The sequence below is a fragment of the Actinoplanes sp. NPDC051494 genome (genome assembly GCF_044454705.1).
In the GTDB taxonomy this organism is placed as follows: Bacteria; Actinomycetota; Actinomycetes; order Mycobacteriales; family Micromonosporaceae; genus Actinoplanes.
The window spans coordinates 339,457-352,900 of record NZ_JBITDZ010000007.1; the positions used below are offsets into that span (position 1 = coordinate 339,457).

Annotated in this window: 17 protein-coding genes; 6 read left to right on the plus strand and 11 right to left on the minus strand. The window is 71.1% G+C overall.

Going from position 1 to position 13,444, the window contains the following annotated elements:
- Positions 1–8: 8 nt before the first annotated feature.
- Both ACIA6A_RS25070 and ACIA6A_RS25075 read left to right on the plus strand, forming a co-directional pair.
- Positions 9–527, plus strand: a complete 519-nt coding sequence (locus ACIA6A_RS25070) for a pyridoxamine 5'-phosphate oxidase family protein (protein WP_396100275.1) — start codon at positions 9–11, stop codon at positions 525–527.
- A 128-nt stretch (positions 528–655) separates the two neighbouring features.
- Entirely contained in the window at positions 656–1,525 is an 870-nt protein-coding gene (locus ACIA6A_RS25075; RefSeq protein ID WP_396100276.1) for a PAC2 family protein, read from the plus strand.
- Positions 1,526–1,594: 69 nt separating this feature from the next.
- Here the strand turns inward: ACIA6A_RS25075 and ACIA6A_RS25080 are convergent, their stop codons facing one another.
- Positions 1,595–1,858, minus strand: a complete 264-nt coding sequence (locus tag ACIA6A_RS25080; RefSeq protein WP_396100277.1) for a hypothetical protein — start codon at positions 1,856–1,858, stop codon at positions 1,595–1,597.
- Between the two features lie 72 nt (positions 1,859–1,930).
- A complete protein-coding gene (locus tag ACIA6A_RS25085) occupies positions 1,931–2,284 on the minus strand; it encodes a hypothetical protein (RefSeq protein WP_396100278.1) in 354 nt (117 codons plus the stop codon).
- 186 nt (positions 2,285–2,470) lie between these two features.
- Here ACIA6A_RS25085 and ACIA6A_RS25090 point away from each other — a divergent pair, with 186 nt between their 5' ends.
- Positions 2,471–3,262, plus strand: a complete 792-nt coding sequence (locus ACIA6A_RS25090; protein ID WP_396100279.1) for a GntR family transcriptional regulator — start codon at positions 2,471–2,473, stop codon at positions 3,260–3,262.
- A gap of 141 nt (positions 3,263–3,403) precedes the next feature.
- On the opposite strand, the gene ACIA6A_RS25095 is transcribed toward ACIA6A_RS25090, so the two are convergent.
- The 7 genes from ACIA6A_RS25095 to ACIA6A_RS25125 all read right to left on the minus strand — a co-directional run bounded on the left by ACIA6A_RS25095 (position 3,404) and on the right by ACIA6A_RS25125 (position 9,006).
- The gene (locus ACIA6A_RS25095; protein ID WP_396100280.1) at positions 3,404–3,628 is read right to left on the minus strand and encodes a hypothetical protein; all 225 of its coding nucleotides are present in this window, start codon (positions 3,626–3,628) and stop codon (positions 3,404–3,406) included.
- Positions 3,629–3,659: 31 nt separating this feature from the next.
- Complete coding sequence (locus tag ACIA6A_RS25100) at positions 3,660–4,040, minus strand: VOC family protein (RefSeq protein WP_396100281.1); 381 nt, start codon at positions 4,038–4,040, stop codon at positions 3,660–3,662.
- Between the two features lie 425 nt (positions 4,041–4,465).
- Positions 4,466–5,704, minus strand: a complete 1,239-nt coding sequence (gene mshC, locus ACIA6A_RS25105; RefSeq protein WP_396100282.1) for a cysteine--1-D-myo-inosityl 2-amino-2-deoxy-alpha-D-glucopyranoside ligase — start codon at positions 5,702–5,704, stop codon at positions 4,466–4,468.
- Positions 5,705–5,759: 55 nt separating this feature from the next.
- On the minus strand, positions 5,760–6,575 hold the full coding sequence (locus ACIA6A_RS25110; protein ID WP_396100283.1) for an SCO1664 family protein: 816 nt from the start codon (positions 6,573–6,575) through the stop codon (positions 5,760–5,762).
- Positions 6,572–7,171: a DUF3090 domain-containing protein gene (locus ACIA6A_RS25115; protein WP_396100284.1), complete on the minus strand. Its 600-nt coding sequence runs from the start codon at positions 7,169–7,171 to the stop codon at positions 6,572–6,574. The genes ACIA6A_RS25110 and ACIA6A_RS25115 overlap by 4 nt, the downstream gene beginning before the upstream one ends.
- 109 nt (positions 7,172–7,280) lie before the next feature.
- On the minus strand, positions 7,281–7,952 hold the full coding sequence (locus ACIA6A_RS25120; RefSeq protein ID WP_396100285.1) for a histidine phosphatase family protein: 672 nt from the start codon (positions 7,950–7,952) through the stop codon (positions 7,281–7,283).
- Position 7,953: 1 nt separating this feature from the next.
- Complete coding sequence (locus ACIA6A_RS25125) at positions 7,954–9,006, minus strand: LLM class F420-dependent oxidoreductase (RefSeq protein ID WP_396100286.1); 1,053 nt, start codon at positions 9,004–9,006, stop codon at positions 7,954–7,956.
- Positions 9,007–9,147: 141 nt separating this feature from the next.
- On the opposite strand from ACIA6A_RS25125, the gene ACIA6A_RS25130 reads away from it, so the two are divergent.
- Positions 9,148–10,164: an aldo/keto reductase gene (locus ACIA6A_RS25130; RefSeq protein WP_396100287.1), complete on the plus strand. Its 1,017-nt coding sequence runs from the start codon at positions 9,148–9,150 to the stop codon at positions 10,162–10,164.
- Between the two features lie 5 nt (positions 10,165–10,169).
- Positions 10,170–10,361 carry a DUF5703 family protein gene (locus ACIA6A_RS25135; RefSeq protein WP_396100288.1) on the plus strand — a complete coding sequence of 64 codons (192 nt, stop codon included), beginning with the start codon at positions 10,170–10,172 and terminating at the stop codon, positions 10,359–10,361.
- Positions 10,362–10,685: 324 nt separating this feature from the next.
- Here ACIA6A_RS25135 and ACIA6A_RS25140 read toward each other — a convergent pair whose 3' ends face one another.
- The gene (locus ACIA6A_RS25140) at positions 10,686–11,354 is read right to left on the minus strand and encodes a hypothetical protein (RefSeq protein WP_396100289.1); all 669 of its coding nucleotides are present in this window, start codon (positions 11,352–11,354) and stop codon (positions 10,686–10,688) included.
- Positions 11,355–11,373: 19 nt separating this feature from the next.
- Positions 11,374–12,684: a M20/M25/M40 family metallo-hydrolase gene (locus tag ACIA6A_RS25145; RefSeq protein WP_396100290.1), complete on the minus strand. Its 1,311-nt coding sequence runs from the start codon at positions 12,682–12,684 to the stop codon at positions 11,374–11,376.
- 68 nt (positions 12,685–12,752) lie between these two features.
- Here ACIA6A_RS25145 and ACIA6A_RS25150 point away from each other — a divergent pair, with 68 nt between their 5' ends.
- Positions 12,753–13,358, plus strand: coding sequence for a hemerythrin domain-containing protein (locus tag ACIA6A_RS25150; RefSeq protein WP_396100291.1), 606 nt, complete (start codon positions 12,753–12,755; stop codon positions 13,356–13,358).
- The last annotated feature ends 86 nt before the right edge of the window (positions 13,359–13,444 follow it).

Genomic DNA, 13,444 nt, shown 5'->3' on the forward strand with positions numbered 1-13,444 from the left:
GATCAACCATGACAGTGACGAATCCCTGGCTGGCCGGCCCCTCGCCCACCGCGCGACTGCCCCGCGAACGCCTCGAGGAACGCATCCTCAACCTGCTGTCCACGCAGAACATGTGCGTGCTGGCCACGACCGGGCCGTCCGGCGCGCTCGCCACTCCGGTGCGCTGTTTCCATCTCGGCTTCTCGCTGATCTTCACCGCCGCGGCGGGCACCCCGAAACTGCGCAACATCGCGGCCGACCCGCGCGTATCCATCGGCGTCTTCGCGCCGCTGGTCGGGCAGGCCAGTAGCCGCGGCGCCCAGATCTTCGGCGAGGCCCGGGTGCTGACGCCCGAGGACGCGGACTTCGCCGCCTTCTGGCCCGCCGTACGCTGGCAGTCCGACCACGTGGAGCGGTCCAGGGACCTCGACGATCCGCCGCTCGGCCCGCTCGTGGTGGTCCCCGCGGAAAGGATCGTCTACACCGAGCACTGGTTGCGCCGCGACGGTTACGCACCGCGCCAGTTCTGGCGCGACCAGGCCACGTGACCATCGCGGCCCACCACGACAGAATGGCCTGGTGACGCGCGGCGAGGGCCTCGTCACGGCGCGGCCGCCGAGTGCGCAACGGCGGCGCCACGTAGGCTCTGGGTATCGAGGTACGAAAGGTTGGCACCGTGACAGAGTTCGACGGCCTACCCCTGCTGCGCTCCCCCGTGGCGATCGCCGCTTTCGAAGGGTGGAACGACGCCGCCGACGCGTCGACGGCCGCGGTGGAACACCTCGAGCAGGTGTGGCAGGCACGTGAGATCACCACCATCGACCCGGAGGAGTTCTACGACTTCCAGGTCAGCAGGCCGACCACCACCATGGCCGAGGGCGAGACCCGCAAGATCGAGTGGCCCACCACCCGGTTCAGCGTGGCCAGCCCGCCCGGCACCGACCGTGACGTGGTCCTGATCCGTGGCATCGAGCCCAGCATGAAATGGCGCACCTTCTGCGAGCAGATCCTCGAGGTCTGCCACAGCCTGGAGGTCGACCGGATCATGTTGCTGGGCGCGCTGCTCGCCGACGTCCCGTACACCCGGCCCCTGCCGATCAGCGGCAGTGCGTCCGAGGAGGGCATGACGGAGAAGTACAAGGTCGCCCCCACCCGCTACGAGGGCCCCACCGGCATCGTCGGCGTCCTGCAGGAGGCGGCCGGACGGGCCGACCTCGAGGCGCTGTCGTTCTGGGTGCACGTTCCGCACTACGCGAACAACCCGCCCTGTCCCAAGGCGACGCTGGCCCTGCTCAGCCGCCTCGAGGACGTGCTGGACCTGCCGATCCCCCTGGCCGACCTGGCCGAGGAGTCCTCCGAGTGGGAGCAGCGCGTGCGAGCGGCCGCCGAGCAGGACGCGGAGCTCGGCGATTACGTCCGCGAGCTGGAGGAACGGGTCGGCGACGAGGGCATCACGCCCCTCACCGGCGACGAGATCGCCAGCGAGTTCGAGAAGTACCTGCGCCGCCGCGGCGGATCGGCCGGCCCGACCGCCGGCTCCTGGTAGTCACCGGAACGGCCCCCGGACACTCCCGGGGGCCGGTTCCGATTACCGCCCGTCGCGTGTTGCCGCCGGTCAGCGCGCCAGAGCCGGGCCGCGGATCGAGTGCCGGGTGGTGCGAGCCGCCGCCGTCGCGGTCAGGGTGGTCGCGGCGAGCACGATCATCGCGTACGGGATGATCGACGCACCCGGCCAAAGCGACCGGCACGGGCCGATCCACCCCGCACCCTGCGCCAGGTCGTCGACGTCGCGATCCGGGTCGCCGACGCGGAAGGCCGCACCGGCCTGTCGATGCGCCACCTCGCCGCCGAGGTGGGACTGCCGACGATGCCGCTCCACCCAGCCGGACCGGACGCCGATGTCAACCTCGACATCCTTACGGCCTCGAACACCTGGCCGGCCGCTGACGGCTCAGTGCCAGAACGTCGCCACCGCGGCATTGACCAGGGTGAGCGTGATGATGCCGATGAAGTGGCCACGGTTGACGTTCTCGCGCTTGCGACGCCAGGGCACGAACACCATGACGAAGATGAGGATCGCGATGACCAGCTTCACCGCGAGCTTGACCGGGCTGGGCTCGGCGTCACCGCCACCCCGCAACGGGGCCGCGAGCGCCAGGCCGGTGAGAACCTGGATGATCGAACCCCACAGCATCGCCGGATTGATGCGCAGTTTGCCCGCGACGAACTGGGCGATCGTGCCCCCGAGCAACAACGCGAACCCGATCAGATGCGCATAGCGCAGGATCAACCGCAAAGCCTCCATGGCCGGACAGCTTAGTCACCGGTGATCACCCTCGAGCCTGCAGGCCCGGCGAGCGGATCCGCAGCGAAGACGGTACGAACCCCGGCAGCGACCGCCGATCACCGGGCCACATCACCGGGCGTGTCGGTATGGCGCCACCCACCCCGTCTGGGGCATCCTAGGAACCTAGGGTTTGGAGGTCGGCGCATGACGATCAACCCCGGCGCCGCGGAGTTCCCGCATCGCCAGATCGCCGCTCAGCTCAAGGAACGGATCCGGCGTGGTGAATGGCAGCCCGGAGAACGGCTGCCGTCGATCCCGGCGATGGCGGAGATGTTCGGCGTCGCCAAGCAGACCGTCCAGCGCACCGTCGACCAGCTGCGCGTCGAAGGCATCCTGATTACCAAGCCCGGATCCGGAACGTACGTCCGGGGCACCCGCCGCCGCCTCAACCGGCTCTCCCGCGGGCGGTACGGCGTCCACCGCGGATACCACGCCGACCTCGCGGCCCGCTATCGCCAGCAACTGACCGCGGTCGGCCGGGAGCCGGCCCCACCCGAGGTCACCGACGCTTTCGGGGTGCGCGACGGCACCGAGATGCTGGTGCGCCGCCACATCGTCCGGGCCGACGACGCCACGGTCGAGCTGGGTGCTTCCTGGTTCCGGGTCACCGACGCGTCGGGCACCTCCCTGGAACGGCGCGAATCCTACGGACGGCCGCTGTACCAGGAGGCCGAGGAAGCGATCGGCCGCCGATACGCCTCCGCGACGGACACGATCAGCGCCCGCCAGCCGAGCCGTGACGAGGCGGAGACCCTGCAGATCCGCCCGGACACACCGGTTCTGCACCTGCTGCACGTCGCCTTCGACGAGACCCGCAAGCCGATCGAGGTGGCCCAGGCGACCTGGCCCGGCCCGATGACCACGCTGACCGAGGAATACCGCATCCCGGCGCCCACCCCCGAACCCGACCCGGATCCGGGTCTCACCCTGGCCTGAACCCGGCCCGCCCACCGGTCGCTCCCCCGCCGGCCCCGTTCCCGCCCACCGGTCGCTCCCCCGCCGGCCCCGTTCCCGCCCACCGGTCGCTCCCCCGCCGGCCCCGTTCCCGGGCGGCGGCGGCGGAGCGAGCGTCGGCTCCTATTCGGAGCACACCGGATCGGGCGGGAACGGATACTCCACCGAACTCGTCGCGGCTGTCCGCGCGGCATACCGTGCCACCAGCCCGTGGGCCCGCCGGGCCGCCTGTGCTCTGCGAAAATCGTCCTTCGCCGCTCTCCTGCGGGCGGTCTGCTCCGCCCGGGCCCGGAGCCCGGCCTGCCACTCGTCGAACTCCGTCAAGCACATCTGCTCAGCGTCACTCATCGCACCATCATCGGGACCGAGTACGACAGTTTCAGGGGTATCCCGGACACGGCCGCCGGTGACGGGCACCACACGCGTGGCACGGCCGGTCGCAGAGCGCGGTGCGGCGGGACCTGAGCAGGCAGAACTCATTGCCCTCGGGGTCGACCAGGACGTGCCATGACTCCTCGCCGGTCTGGCCGATGTCAACCGGGCGCGCACAGATGCCCAGGAGTCGTCCGAGTTCGGCGTCCTGGTCGCGATCGGTGGGGTTGACGTCGATGTGCAGCCGGGACTTCCCCCGTCCGGCTTGTCGCGGCGACTGAGGAAGATCGTCGGTTGCGGGCCGCCGCGGGGGCCGATCTCCACCGAGCCGTCGTCCTCGCGGCCGAGGACGACGAAGTCCAGGACCTCGCACCAGAATCGCGAGCACCTCGGGGTCACGCCATCGCGAACCCTCTCAACCGGAATCTGGTGGGACGGCTGTGCACACAGAGTGCGGGCACCCACCGATGGGGACAGTCTCGGACCGGCCGAAACGGCGGGCACCGGCCGGGAGCGCGAGCAGGCGCGCCCCACAGGTCGGGCGGCGGGTAGGCCCGGACGGTCTGACAACGGCGTACGCACTCGACGGGTGAAACGGCAGCAGGGCACGCCCGAAGGGGTTCAACGGCCACGCACACACCCGGCGGTAAAGACGGTGACGGCGCCCGGAAGGCAAACCGGCCACGCACGCACACCCATGAGGGTGAAGCGGTGACGGGCGCGCCCAGAGGGTGAAGCAGTGACGGGCGCGCCCGGAGGGTGAAGCTGGTCGTGGGCGCGCCCGGAGGGTGAAGCTGGTCGTGGGCCGGTCGGTCAGAGGCGGATGCCGAGGAGAGCGTCCACCGTCCGGGACATCAGCTTCGGGGCCTCGGGGTCGGTGCCGGTCGCGGTGAGGGCCGCTTCGACCCAGGTGTCCACGATGGCGATTGCCCTGGGGGCGTCGAGGTCGTGGTGGAGGGCCTCGCGGACCGCTGCCAGCAGGGCCTCCCCGGAGGGGCCGGTGGGGGCTTCGGCGGCTGCCCGCCAGCGGGCGAGGCGTTGCTCGCCCGACTTGAGGGTTTCGTCGGTCCATTGCCGGTCGGAGCGGTAGTGGCCGGTCAGCAGGCCCAGGCGGATGGCCATGGGGTCGACGCCGTCACCGCGGAGGCGGGAGACGAAGACCAGGTTGCCCTTGGATTTTGACATTTTCTCGCCGTCCAGGCCGATCATGCCGGCGTGCACGTAGTGGGTGGCGAACGGGGACTCGCCGGTGAGGCGTTCGGCGTGGGCGGCCGAGCACTCGTGGTGGGGGTAGAGCAGGTCGTTGCCGCCGCCCTGGACGTCGATGCGGTTGCCGAGCAGGCCCAGGGCGATGGTCGCGCACTCGATGTGCCAGCCGGGGCGGCCGGGGCCGAGGTCGCCGCCGTCCCACGCGGGTTCGCCGTCGCGGGCCCCGCGCCAGAGCAGCGGGTCGAGGGGGTCGCGTTTGCCGGGGCGTTCCGGGTCGCCGCCGCGCTCGGCGGAGAGGGTGAGCATCTCCGGCCGGGTGAGGTTGGACTCGTAGCCGAACGACGGGGTGGCCGCGATGGAAAAGTAGACGTCGCCGGTGCCGTCGTCGAGGGTGTACGCGGCGCCGCCGGCGATGAGCTCGCGGACGTGGGCGGCGATCGCGGGGATGGACTCGACCGCGCCGACGTAGTGGGCCGGCGGAATCATCCGCAGGGCTTCCATGTCCTCGCGGAACAGGGCGGTCTCGCGCATGGCCAGGACGATCCAGTCCTCGCCGTCGCGGTTGGCGCGTTCCAGCAGGGGGTCATCGATGTCGGTGACGTTCTGCACGTAGGTCACGTCGATGCCCGCGTCGCGCCAGAGCCGCTGCACGAGGTCGAACGTGATCATCGTGGCGGCGTGCCCGAGGTGGGTCGCGTCGTACGGGGTGATGCCGCACACGTACATCGTCGCGGCGGGCCCGGAGGTGGTCGGGAACACCCCGCGGCGTGACGAGTCGTAGAGCTCCGGCGGGGTGGCGTTCCCCGGCAGTTTCGGCACCTCGTGCCCGGTCCAAGCGTCCATGCCCGTGAGCCTAGCGAGCACCTGCGACAGAATCGGCGTTCACGTGAGTAAAGCCTCAGACCGGCGGCCAGGGCACCGCGGGCCAGTCCTGCGGCGGGCTGGGGAAGCGTCCCTTGCGCAGCAGGCGGCGGACGCGCAGCCGGGTCTGCTGCACCTCGGAGATCATGAGGTGTTCGTCGAGCTTCTCGCCGAGGCCCTCGTCGAGCGCGGCGGAGAGCTGTTGCAGCACGGCGAGGGAGTCCGCCGGGATGGCTTTGCCGGTCCACCCCCAGAGGACCGTACGGAGCTTGTTCTCGACGTGGAAGCTGATGCCGTGGTCGACGCCGTGGATCCGGCCGTCCGCGGCGTACAGGACGTGACCGCCCTTGCGGTCGGCGTTGTTGATCACCGCGTCGAGGACCGCGAGGCGGGACAGGCGCGGGTCGTCGGCGTGGGCCAGCGCGTACGCGTCGCCGTCCTCGTCGCGGGCGTTGGCGACCGGGAACCAGCCCTCGGGCACGTCGAACGCCGGGACGAACCCGATCAGCGTCTCGGTCTCCTCCGGCTCGTCGATCCAGAGCTGGCAGGCGCCGGGGCCCATCGGGCCGTCGCGCAGGATCGTGGGCGGCACGAGGCCCCAGCCGGTGGCCTGCGAGACCAGGAACGCCGAGACCTCACGCCCGGCGAGGGTGCCGTCGGGGAAGTCCCAGAGCGGCCGCTCGCCCTGCACGGGCTTGTAGACGCAGCGCCGGGTCACGCCGTCGAGCGTGATCTCGGCCCGCAACGTGGTGTTGGAGGCGTCGACGAGGCGGCCCTCGAGCTCCATCGAGCCGCGGCTGAGCAGCTCCAGGGCGTCGTCCTCGGCGAGCACCGACGTCTGCTCCGTGGTCACCGGTGGTAACCGTTGTGCCGGGGGCAGAGGTGGCCGGCCGGGTCGAGCGGCTGGCCGCAGAGCGGGCAGGGTGGACGGCCGGCGTTGACGACGCGGCGGGCGCGGTCGATGAACGCCCGGGTCGCCTCGGGGGTGAGCCGGACCCGGAGCCGGTCGAGGTCGTCGTCCGGCTCGTCGTCGTCCTCGTCGTCATCGTCGTCGTCGACCGGGCCGTCCTCGTCCTCGACGAGCTCGACCTCGGGGTCGGCCTCCCCGGCCTCGATCGCCTCGATGACGACCGTGCTGGTGTCGACGTCGAAGGCGAGGCCGAGGGTGCCGACGCGGAATTCCTCGTCGACCGGGTTGTCGAGGGGCTCGTTGTCGTTGACCACGAGCGGGGACGTCTCCGGAAGGTCGACGCCGAACCGCTTGCTGGCCTCGACGAGCAGCTCCTCGAGCTTTTCGGCGAGCAGCGACACCTGGACCTTCTCCAGCGACACGCTGACGACCCGGCCACCACCGCGGGCCTGAAGGAAGAATGTCCGGTCGCCCGGCTCGCCCACCGTCCCGGCGACGAACCGCTCCGGCGGCTCGAAAGCATGCACCTGGTGGGTCATAACAACGACCCTATCCGCCTGCGCGCGTGAGCGCGCAGCGCACCGGGCCGGTTCGCCGAGGGCGCAACGCGAGCACACGCAGCGGTAACACGACGGTCACCAAAGGTAGTCACGCACCCGCGCCGCCACCCACGACGGCATCGGAACTCGCGGTCTTGCCCGGGGGTACGAGACCGGCCAGATCAGCGGTGTCGTTGAGCCGGACGAGAAACGGGCGGGTCGGGGTGTACCGGATGACGCTGACCGACGCCGGGTCCGCGACGAGACGCTGGAACTGGTCCAGGTGCAGCCCCATCGCGTCGGCGACAATGGCCTTGATCACATCGCCGTGGCTGCACGCGAGCCAGAGCGCGTCCGGCCCGTGCTCGGCGGTGACCGCGGCGTCCCAGAACCGCATGGCGGCGACCGCGCGGGCGGACATCGCCGCCATGGCCTCGCCGTTGGGGAACACCGCGGCGCTCGGGTGCTGCTGCACCACCGGCCAGAGCGGCTCCTTGGCCAGCTCCTGCAGCGGCCGGCCCTCCCAGTCGCCGTACCCGCACTCGATCAGTGCGTCGTCGACCCGCGGTGACACGCCCGGCAGGGCAAGCTCGAGGGTCTGCCGGCAGCGGATCAGCGGGCTGGTCACGACCGCCGACAGCGGCAGCTCGCGCAGTCGCTCGCCGACCCGTTTCGCCTGCTCGCGACCGGTGTCGTCGAGCTCGACGGGCTGGCGCCCGGCCAGCGTGCCGCCGGCGTTGGCCGTGGTCCGCCCATGGCGGAGCAGCAGGACGGTCGCCACGTTACTCGGCCACCCCGGACTCCTCGTAGGCCTCGGCGACCGTGCGGAGGGTGGCGATGCCGCTCTCCCGGTCGCCCACGTACAACGCGATCGACAGCGTGCCGACGCCGGCCGCCGCGTACTCCCGGATGCGCTCGACGATGCGGGCCTTGGGGCCGATGAGCGACGTCCGCTCGATGAATTCCTGCGGCACGGCCGCGGCCGCGTCGCGCACCTTGCGGTCAAGGTAGAGGTCCTGGACCTCCTTGGCCGCGTCGGCGTAACCCATGCGCACCGCGAGCTGGTTGTAGAAGTTCTGGTCGCGGCTGCCCATGCCGCCGACGTACAGCGCGGCGTAGGGCCGGATCAGGTCCGCGCAGGCGGCGATGTCGTCGCCGATCGCGACCGGCACGGTCGGGCAGACGTCGAAACCGGCCAGGCCGTTGCCACTCCTGGCCCGCCCCCGCTCGATGTGCTGCAGGCTCTCGCCCGCGGCGTCCGGGGCGAAGAAGATGGCGAGCCAGCCGTCGGCGATCTCGCCGGCCAGCTCCAGGTTCTTGGGACCCACGGCCGCGAGATAGATGGGTACGGAGGCCCGGGGCGGATGGAACCCCAGCCGCAACGCCTTCCCGGCCCCGTCGGGCAGCGGCAGCTGGTAGTGCTCGCCGTCGTAGGCGACCGGTTTGCGGGCGATCGCCAGTTTGACGATGTCGACGTATTCCCGGGTGCGGCCGAGCGGCTTGGCGAACCGCACGCCGTGCCAGCCCTCGGAGACCTGCGGGCCGGAGACGCCGAGCCCCAGCCGGAAGCGGCCGCCGGAGAGCGTGTCGATGGTCGCCGCGGTCATCGCCGTCATCGCGGGGCTGCGGGCCGGGATCTGCATGACCGCCGCACCCACGTCGATGCGCTCGGTCTGACCGGCGATCCACGCGAGCATGGTGGGCGAGTCCGAACCGTACGCCTCCGCCGCCCACACCACGGAATACCCGAGCCGGTCGGCTTCCTGGGCCATGGCGAGGTGATCGGCGGGTGTGGTCCACGAGGTCTGGTAGCCGAGGCTGAATCCGAGCCGCACGCGTCCTCCCGATGTGCTCCGGAGCTCCGGTGCTCCGCGATACCCACCCTAGCCCGCTGGTCCTCGACGAATTCGCACGGGTTTTCCGCCGCGGGTGGACAGAGCGTTCCGCAGGTTGTCGAAGCTGAATAGGGTTCACTCATGCAACAGCGACCGCTCGGCCGGAGCGGGCTCGCGGTCACGCGGCTCGGCCTCGGCACCATGACGTGGGGCCGGGACACCGACCCCGACGACGCGGCCGCCCAGCTCAAACTCTTCCTGGACGCCGGTGGCACGCTGGTCGACACCGCCGACGTGTACGGCGACGGTGACGCCGAGGCCGTGATCGGTTCGCTGCTGGACCACTTGGTCCCCCGCGACGACGTGATCATCGCCACCAAGGCGGGGCTCGGGCAGTCCGGTTTCCGCCGCCGCGACAGCTCCCGCGGCCACCTCCTGAGGACGCTCGACGCCTCCCTGCGCCGGCTCGGCACGGACTATGTGGACCTCTGGCAGCTGCACGGGTACGACCCGCACACGCCCATGGAGGAGACGCTCGCCGCGCTGGACCACGCGGTCACCAGCGGACGGGTCCGTTACGTCGGGGTGTCCAACTTCGCCGGCTGGCAGACCGCCCAGTACGCGACGTGGCAGCGGGCCTACCCGGCCCGGGCCCCGATCGTCGCCACCCAGGTCGAGTACTCCCTGCTGGAGCGCGGCATCGAACGCGAGGTGCTGCCCGCCGCCATGGCCCTCGGCCTGGGCATCCTGCCCTGGTCGCCGCTGGGGCGCGGCGTGCTCACCGGCAAGTACCGCAACGGCCGCCCGCTGGACTCTCGCGCCGCCACCGACCACTTGGCGCCGTTCGTGCGTACCTATCTCGAACCCCGCAGCTCCAGCATCGTGGAGGCGGTCGTGACCGCCGCCGCGGGCCTGGGTGTCGAGCCGCTCGAGGTGGCGCTGGCGTGGATCCGGGACCGTCCCGGCGTGGCCGCGCCGATCCTGGGTGCCCGCACCTCCGGACAGCTGCGGGGCGCGTTGCTCAGCGAGGACCTGACCCTGCCGGCCGAGATCGCGCTGGCCCTCGACGACGTGTCCGCCGACCCGGTGGGATATCCGGAGAGAGAGGGCCTGACCGGCCCGGGGACTGGTCACCCGCCGGAGCCTGGCGCATATTAGGAGCCATGGATTATGAGTACGCGCCGCTGCGGTTGCCGTCGAACGTCGATCGCCTGACCGCCGCGGCCCAGCTGGCGATCCAGGCCGAATTCTCCGGATGGGAGCTGGCCCGGGTCCAGCTCTTCCGCGACGGCAGCCGCAAGGTCGTGCTGCGGCGCAAGGTCCGCGACACCCCGCAGCCGGGCCTGTCCCTATGATCGCCGTCTGACCGCTGGGGAAGTTCATGTGGTCGTTCGGATGGTATGGCGAGCGCGTCGCGTCACCGGTGCAGTGCCGGTGCACACCGACGGCCGTCACGGAACAGCGGCGAACAGCCCGTTCGTCGAGGTCAGCCCGTCGCTCACGCCCTGCTCGGCACGCTCACGGCCTGGACCCGCTGACAGCCCGACCAAAGTCGCACTTCGCCCGTCGCGGTCCGGGGTGCCGAAACAGACAAGCGCCTTCTGCGTGGTCTGTTTCGGTGCCCCGGACCGCGGCTCCCAGGGCGAAGTGCCCGCCGGAGCGAAGCGGAGGCCAGTAGATCAGTGGTTGTGACCGGCGTGGTCTTCTTCCTCGTCGGGCAGGAAGGGGTGTTCGTCGAGACGTCCGACGAGCAGGTCGTCGGCGCCGGGGGTGAACGGGCCGGTGCCGTCCTCGTCGGCGAAGGACTCGAGGTCGAGGGGCTCCTTCACCTCCGTGACGGTCAGCAGGCCGTCGAGCGGCTCGAGCTCCGGGACGTCGAGCGACGACAGCGAGCCGTCGCCCGCCTGCAGGAGTTCGAGGACCGCCTCGCCGACCGATTCGACCGGGCCGGCCTCCTCGTCGTCGGGGACGAGGTCGCCGCGGGCCGCGTCGGCGACCTTGAGCAGAGCGGCCACGCTGGGGACGCGGTAGTCGCGGCGCTGGCGCACCGAGATGATCTGGGCGTACGGGTCGGCGGCGGAGCCGTCGGCGCCGGTGACCGTGGCGGCGAAGCGGGCGTCCGCCTCGTCGGGGTCGATGGCCTCGACATCCCAGGGGGTGACCTCGCCGAACGACTCGAGCAGCTGCTCGTCGTAGGCGAAGGACGCGTTGTTCAGGTCGACGTAGGCCTGCCACACGTCGTCGTCGTCCACGCGACCCTGGGCGGCCTTGACCGCGGCCAGGTGCGTCTTGGCCGCCTCCACGACCCTGTCGAGGGCGGCGTCAAGCTCCGCGTACTGGTCGGTCATTATCAGTTGAGTCCTCTCATCAGCTCGCCTTGAGCAGGCGGTCGAGCACACGCACGCCGAACTGTAGTCCCTCCACCGGGACACGCTCGTCGACGCCGTGGAACAAAGCGGAGAAGTTCAGGTCGGCGGGCAGCTTGAGCGGCGCGAAGCCGAAGCACCGGATGCCGAGCGTGCTGAACGCCTTGGCGTCGGTGCCGCCGGAGAGCATGTACGGCACGGCCCGGGCGCCCGGGTCCTCGGCGCGCAGCGCGGCGCTCATCGCCTCGACGAGCGGGCCGTCGAAGCTGGTCTCCAGCGCGTCCTGCTGCTGCAGGTGCTCGATTTCGATGTCCGGCCCGATGACGGCGCGCAGCTGGGCGAGGAATTCCTCGCTCTGCCCGGGCAGGAAGCGGCAGTCGATCGTCGCGGTCGCCTTGCCGGGGATGACGTTGTCCTTGTACCCGGCCTCGAGGCGGGTCGGGTTGGCCGTGTTGCGCACGGTGGCGCCGATCAGGTTGGCGATCGGGCCGAGCTTGGCGATGGCCAGTTCCGGGTCGGACGGGTCGAACTCGATGCCGATCGCGTCGCAGACCTGTTCGAGGAACGTGCGCACGGTCGGGGTGATGACCATCGGGAACTTGTGCCGGCCGACCGCGGCGACGGCCTCGGCCAGCGCGGTGACCGCGTTGTCGTCGTGCACGAACGAGCCGTGCCCGGGGCGGCCCTTGGCGTGCAGGCGCAGCCAGTCGATGCCCTTCTCGGCGGTCTCGACGAGGTACAGGCGCAGGTCGTCGTTGACGGTGTAGGAGAAGCCGCCGACCTCGCCGATCGCCTCGGTGCAGCCGTCGAACAGGCCGGCGTGCTCGCGGACGAGGAACTGCGAGCCGTATTCCATGCCCGCTTCCTCGTCGGCGGTGTAGGCCAGGACGATGTCGCGGGGCGGGACGTAGCCGGTGCGCTTCCAGTCGCGCACGACGGCCAGCATCATGGCGTCGAAGTCCTTCATGTCGATCGCGCCGCGGCCCCAGAGGTAGCCGTCCTTCTCCTCGCCGGAGAACGGGCCGACCGACCATTCGCTCGCGTCGGCGGGGACCACGTCGAGGTGCCCGTGCACCAGCAGTGCCCCGCGGGACGGGTCGCGGCCGGGGATCCGGGCGACGAGGTTGGCCCGGGTGGGCGCGGACTCGAGCAGCACGGAGTCGATGCCGACGTCGCTGAGCTGGGCCGCGACGTACTCGGCGGCGACCCGCTCACCCACGGTGGTGCGCGGGTCACCGGTGTTGCTGGTGTCGATCCGCAGGAGATCGCGGCAGATCCCGACAACCTCGTCGGCGGCGGTAAGTGGTTCCATCGGTTCTTCTTACCAGCTGGTGATCGACGGCGTTTGGCGGGCGACCGGGTCCGGGTACTACCGGCGGCGTGTCCGCACATCTTCCCCCGCTGCCACCCGTAGGTGGCGAGACGACCGGCGTCAACGTCGTCGACCTGATCACGCGTGAGCACCGTGAGCTGCTCGCGCTCTGCGAGGAGCTCACCGCGAGCGGTACGGACGCCGCGCGGCGCCGCACCCTGGCGCAGGTGCTCGTGGCGTCGCTGTCGCGGCACCTGTCGGCCGAGGAGCAGTACCTGTATCCCGCGGTGCGCTCCACGGTGCCCGACGGTGACGGCCTGACGACCCGGGAGCTGCAGGAGGACCAGGCGCTGCTGGTCGCGTTGCGGATGCTGGACGCCGCGGGTGACGGGGACCGGGCGGAACGCGCCGCGAACGTCGCCGAGCGCCTGCACCGCCACGCCGAGGCGGCGGCGGGTGAGCTGGTGCCGTTGCTGGCACGGCTGGTGCCGGTCGAGGACCTGATCCGGCTCGGCAACCGCTTCGAGATGGCCGAGGAGGCGGCGCCGACCCGGCCGCACCCGGGCACCCCGCTGCGCCCGCCGTGGAACAAAGTGGTCGATCCGGCGGTGGCTCTGGTGGACAAGGTGCGCGATGTGATCGGTCGCAGGACCACGTACCACCGCGACTTGTGACTTTGAGCATCTGGAAGAACACTTAACGTTCCCGTACGGGCGTACGGCTTAGTCGTTTCTGTCCTTTTGTTTAACCGGTTCGTCAT

Bases quoted from the DNA above. Each gene is read 5' to 3' on its own strand.
- ACIA6A_RS25070 (WP_396100275.1), top strand. From the start codon at position 9: ATGACAGTGACGAATCCCTGGCTGGCCGGCCCCTCGCCCACCGCGCGA.
- ACIA6A_RS25085 (WP_396100278.1), bottom strand. From the start codon at position 2,284: ATGGAGGCTTTGCGGTTGATCCTGCGCTATGCGCATCTGATCGGGTTC.
- ACIA6A_RS25090 (WP_396100279.1), top strand. From the start codon at position 2,471: ATGACGATCAACCCCGGCGCCGCGGAGTTCCCGCATCGCCAGATCGCC.
- ACIA6A_RS25095 (WP_396100280.1), bottom strand. From the start codon at position 3,628: ATGAGTGACGCTGAGCAGATGTGCTTGACGGAGTTCGACGAGTGGCAG.
- mshC (WP_396100282.1), bottom strand. From the start codon at position 5,704: ATGGACGCTTGGACCGGGCACGAGGTGCCGAAACTGCCGGGGAACGCC.
- ACIA6A_RS25115 (WP_396100284.1), bottom strand. From the start codon at position 7,171: ATGACCCACCAGGTGCATGCTTTCGAGCCGCCGGAGCGGTTCGTCGCC.
- ACIA6A_RS25130 (WP_396100287.1), top strand. From the start codon at position 9,148: ATGCAACAGCGACCGCTCGGCCGGAGCGGGCTCGCGGTCACGCGGCTC.
- ACIA6A_RS25135 (WP_396100288.1), top strand. From the start codon at position 10,170: ATGGATTATGAGTACGCGCCGCTGCGGTTGCCGTCGAACGTCGATCGC.
- ACIA6A_RS25140 (WP_396100289.1), bottom strand. From the start codon at position 11,354: ATGACCGACCAGTACGCGGAGCTTGACGCCGCCCTCGACAGGGTCGTG.
- ACIA6A_RS25145 (WP_396100290.1), bottom strand. From the start codon at position 12,684: ATGGAACCACTTACCGCCGCCGACGAGGTTGTCGGGATCTGCCGCGAT.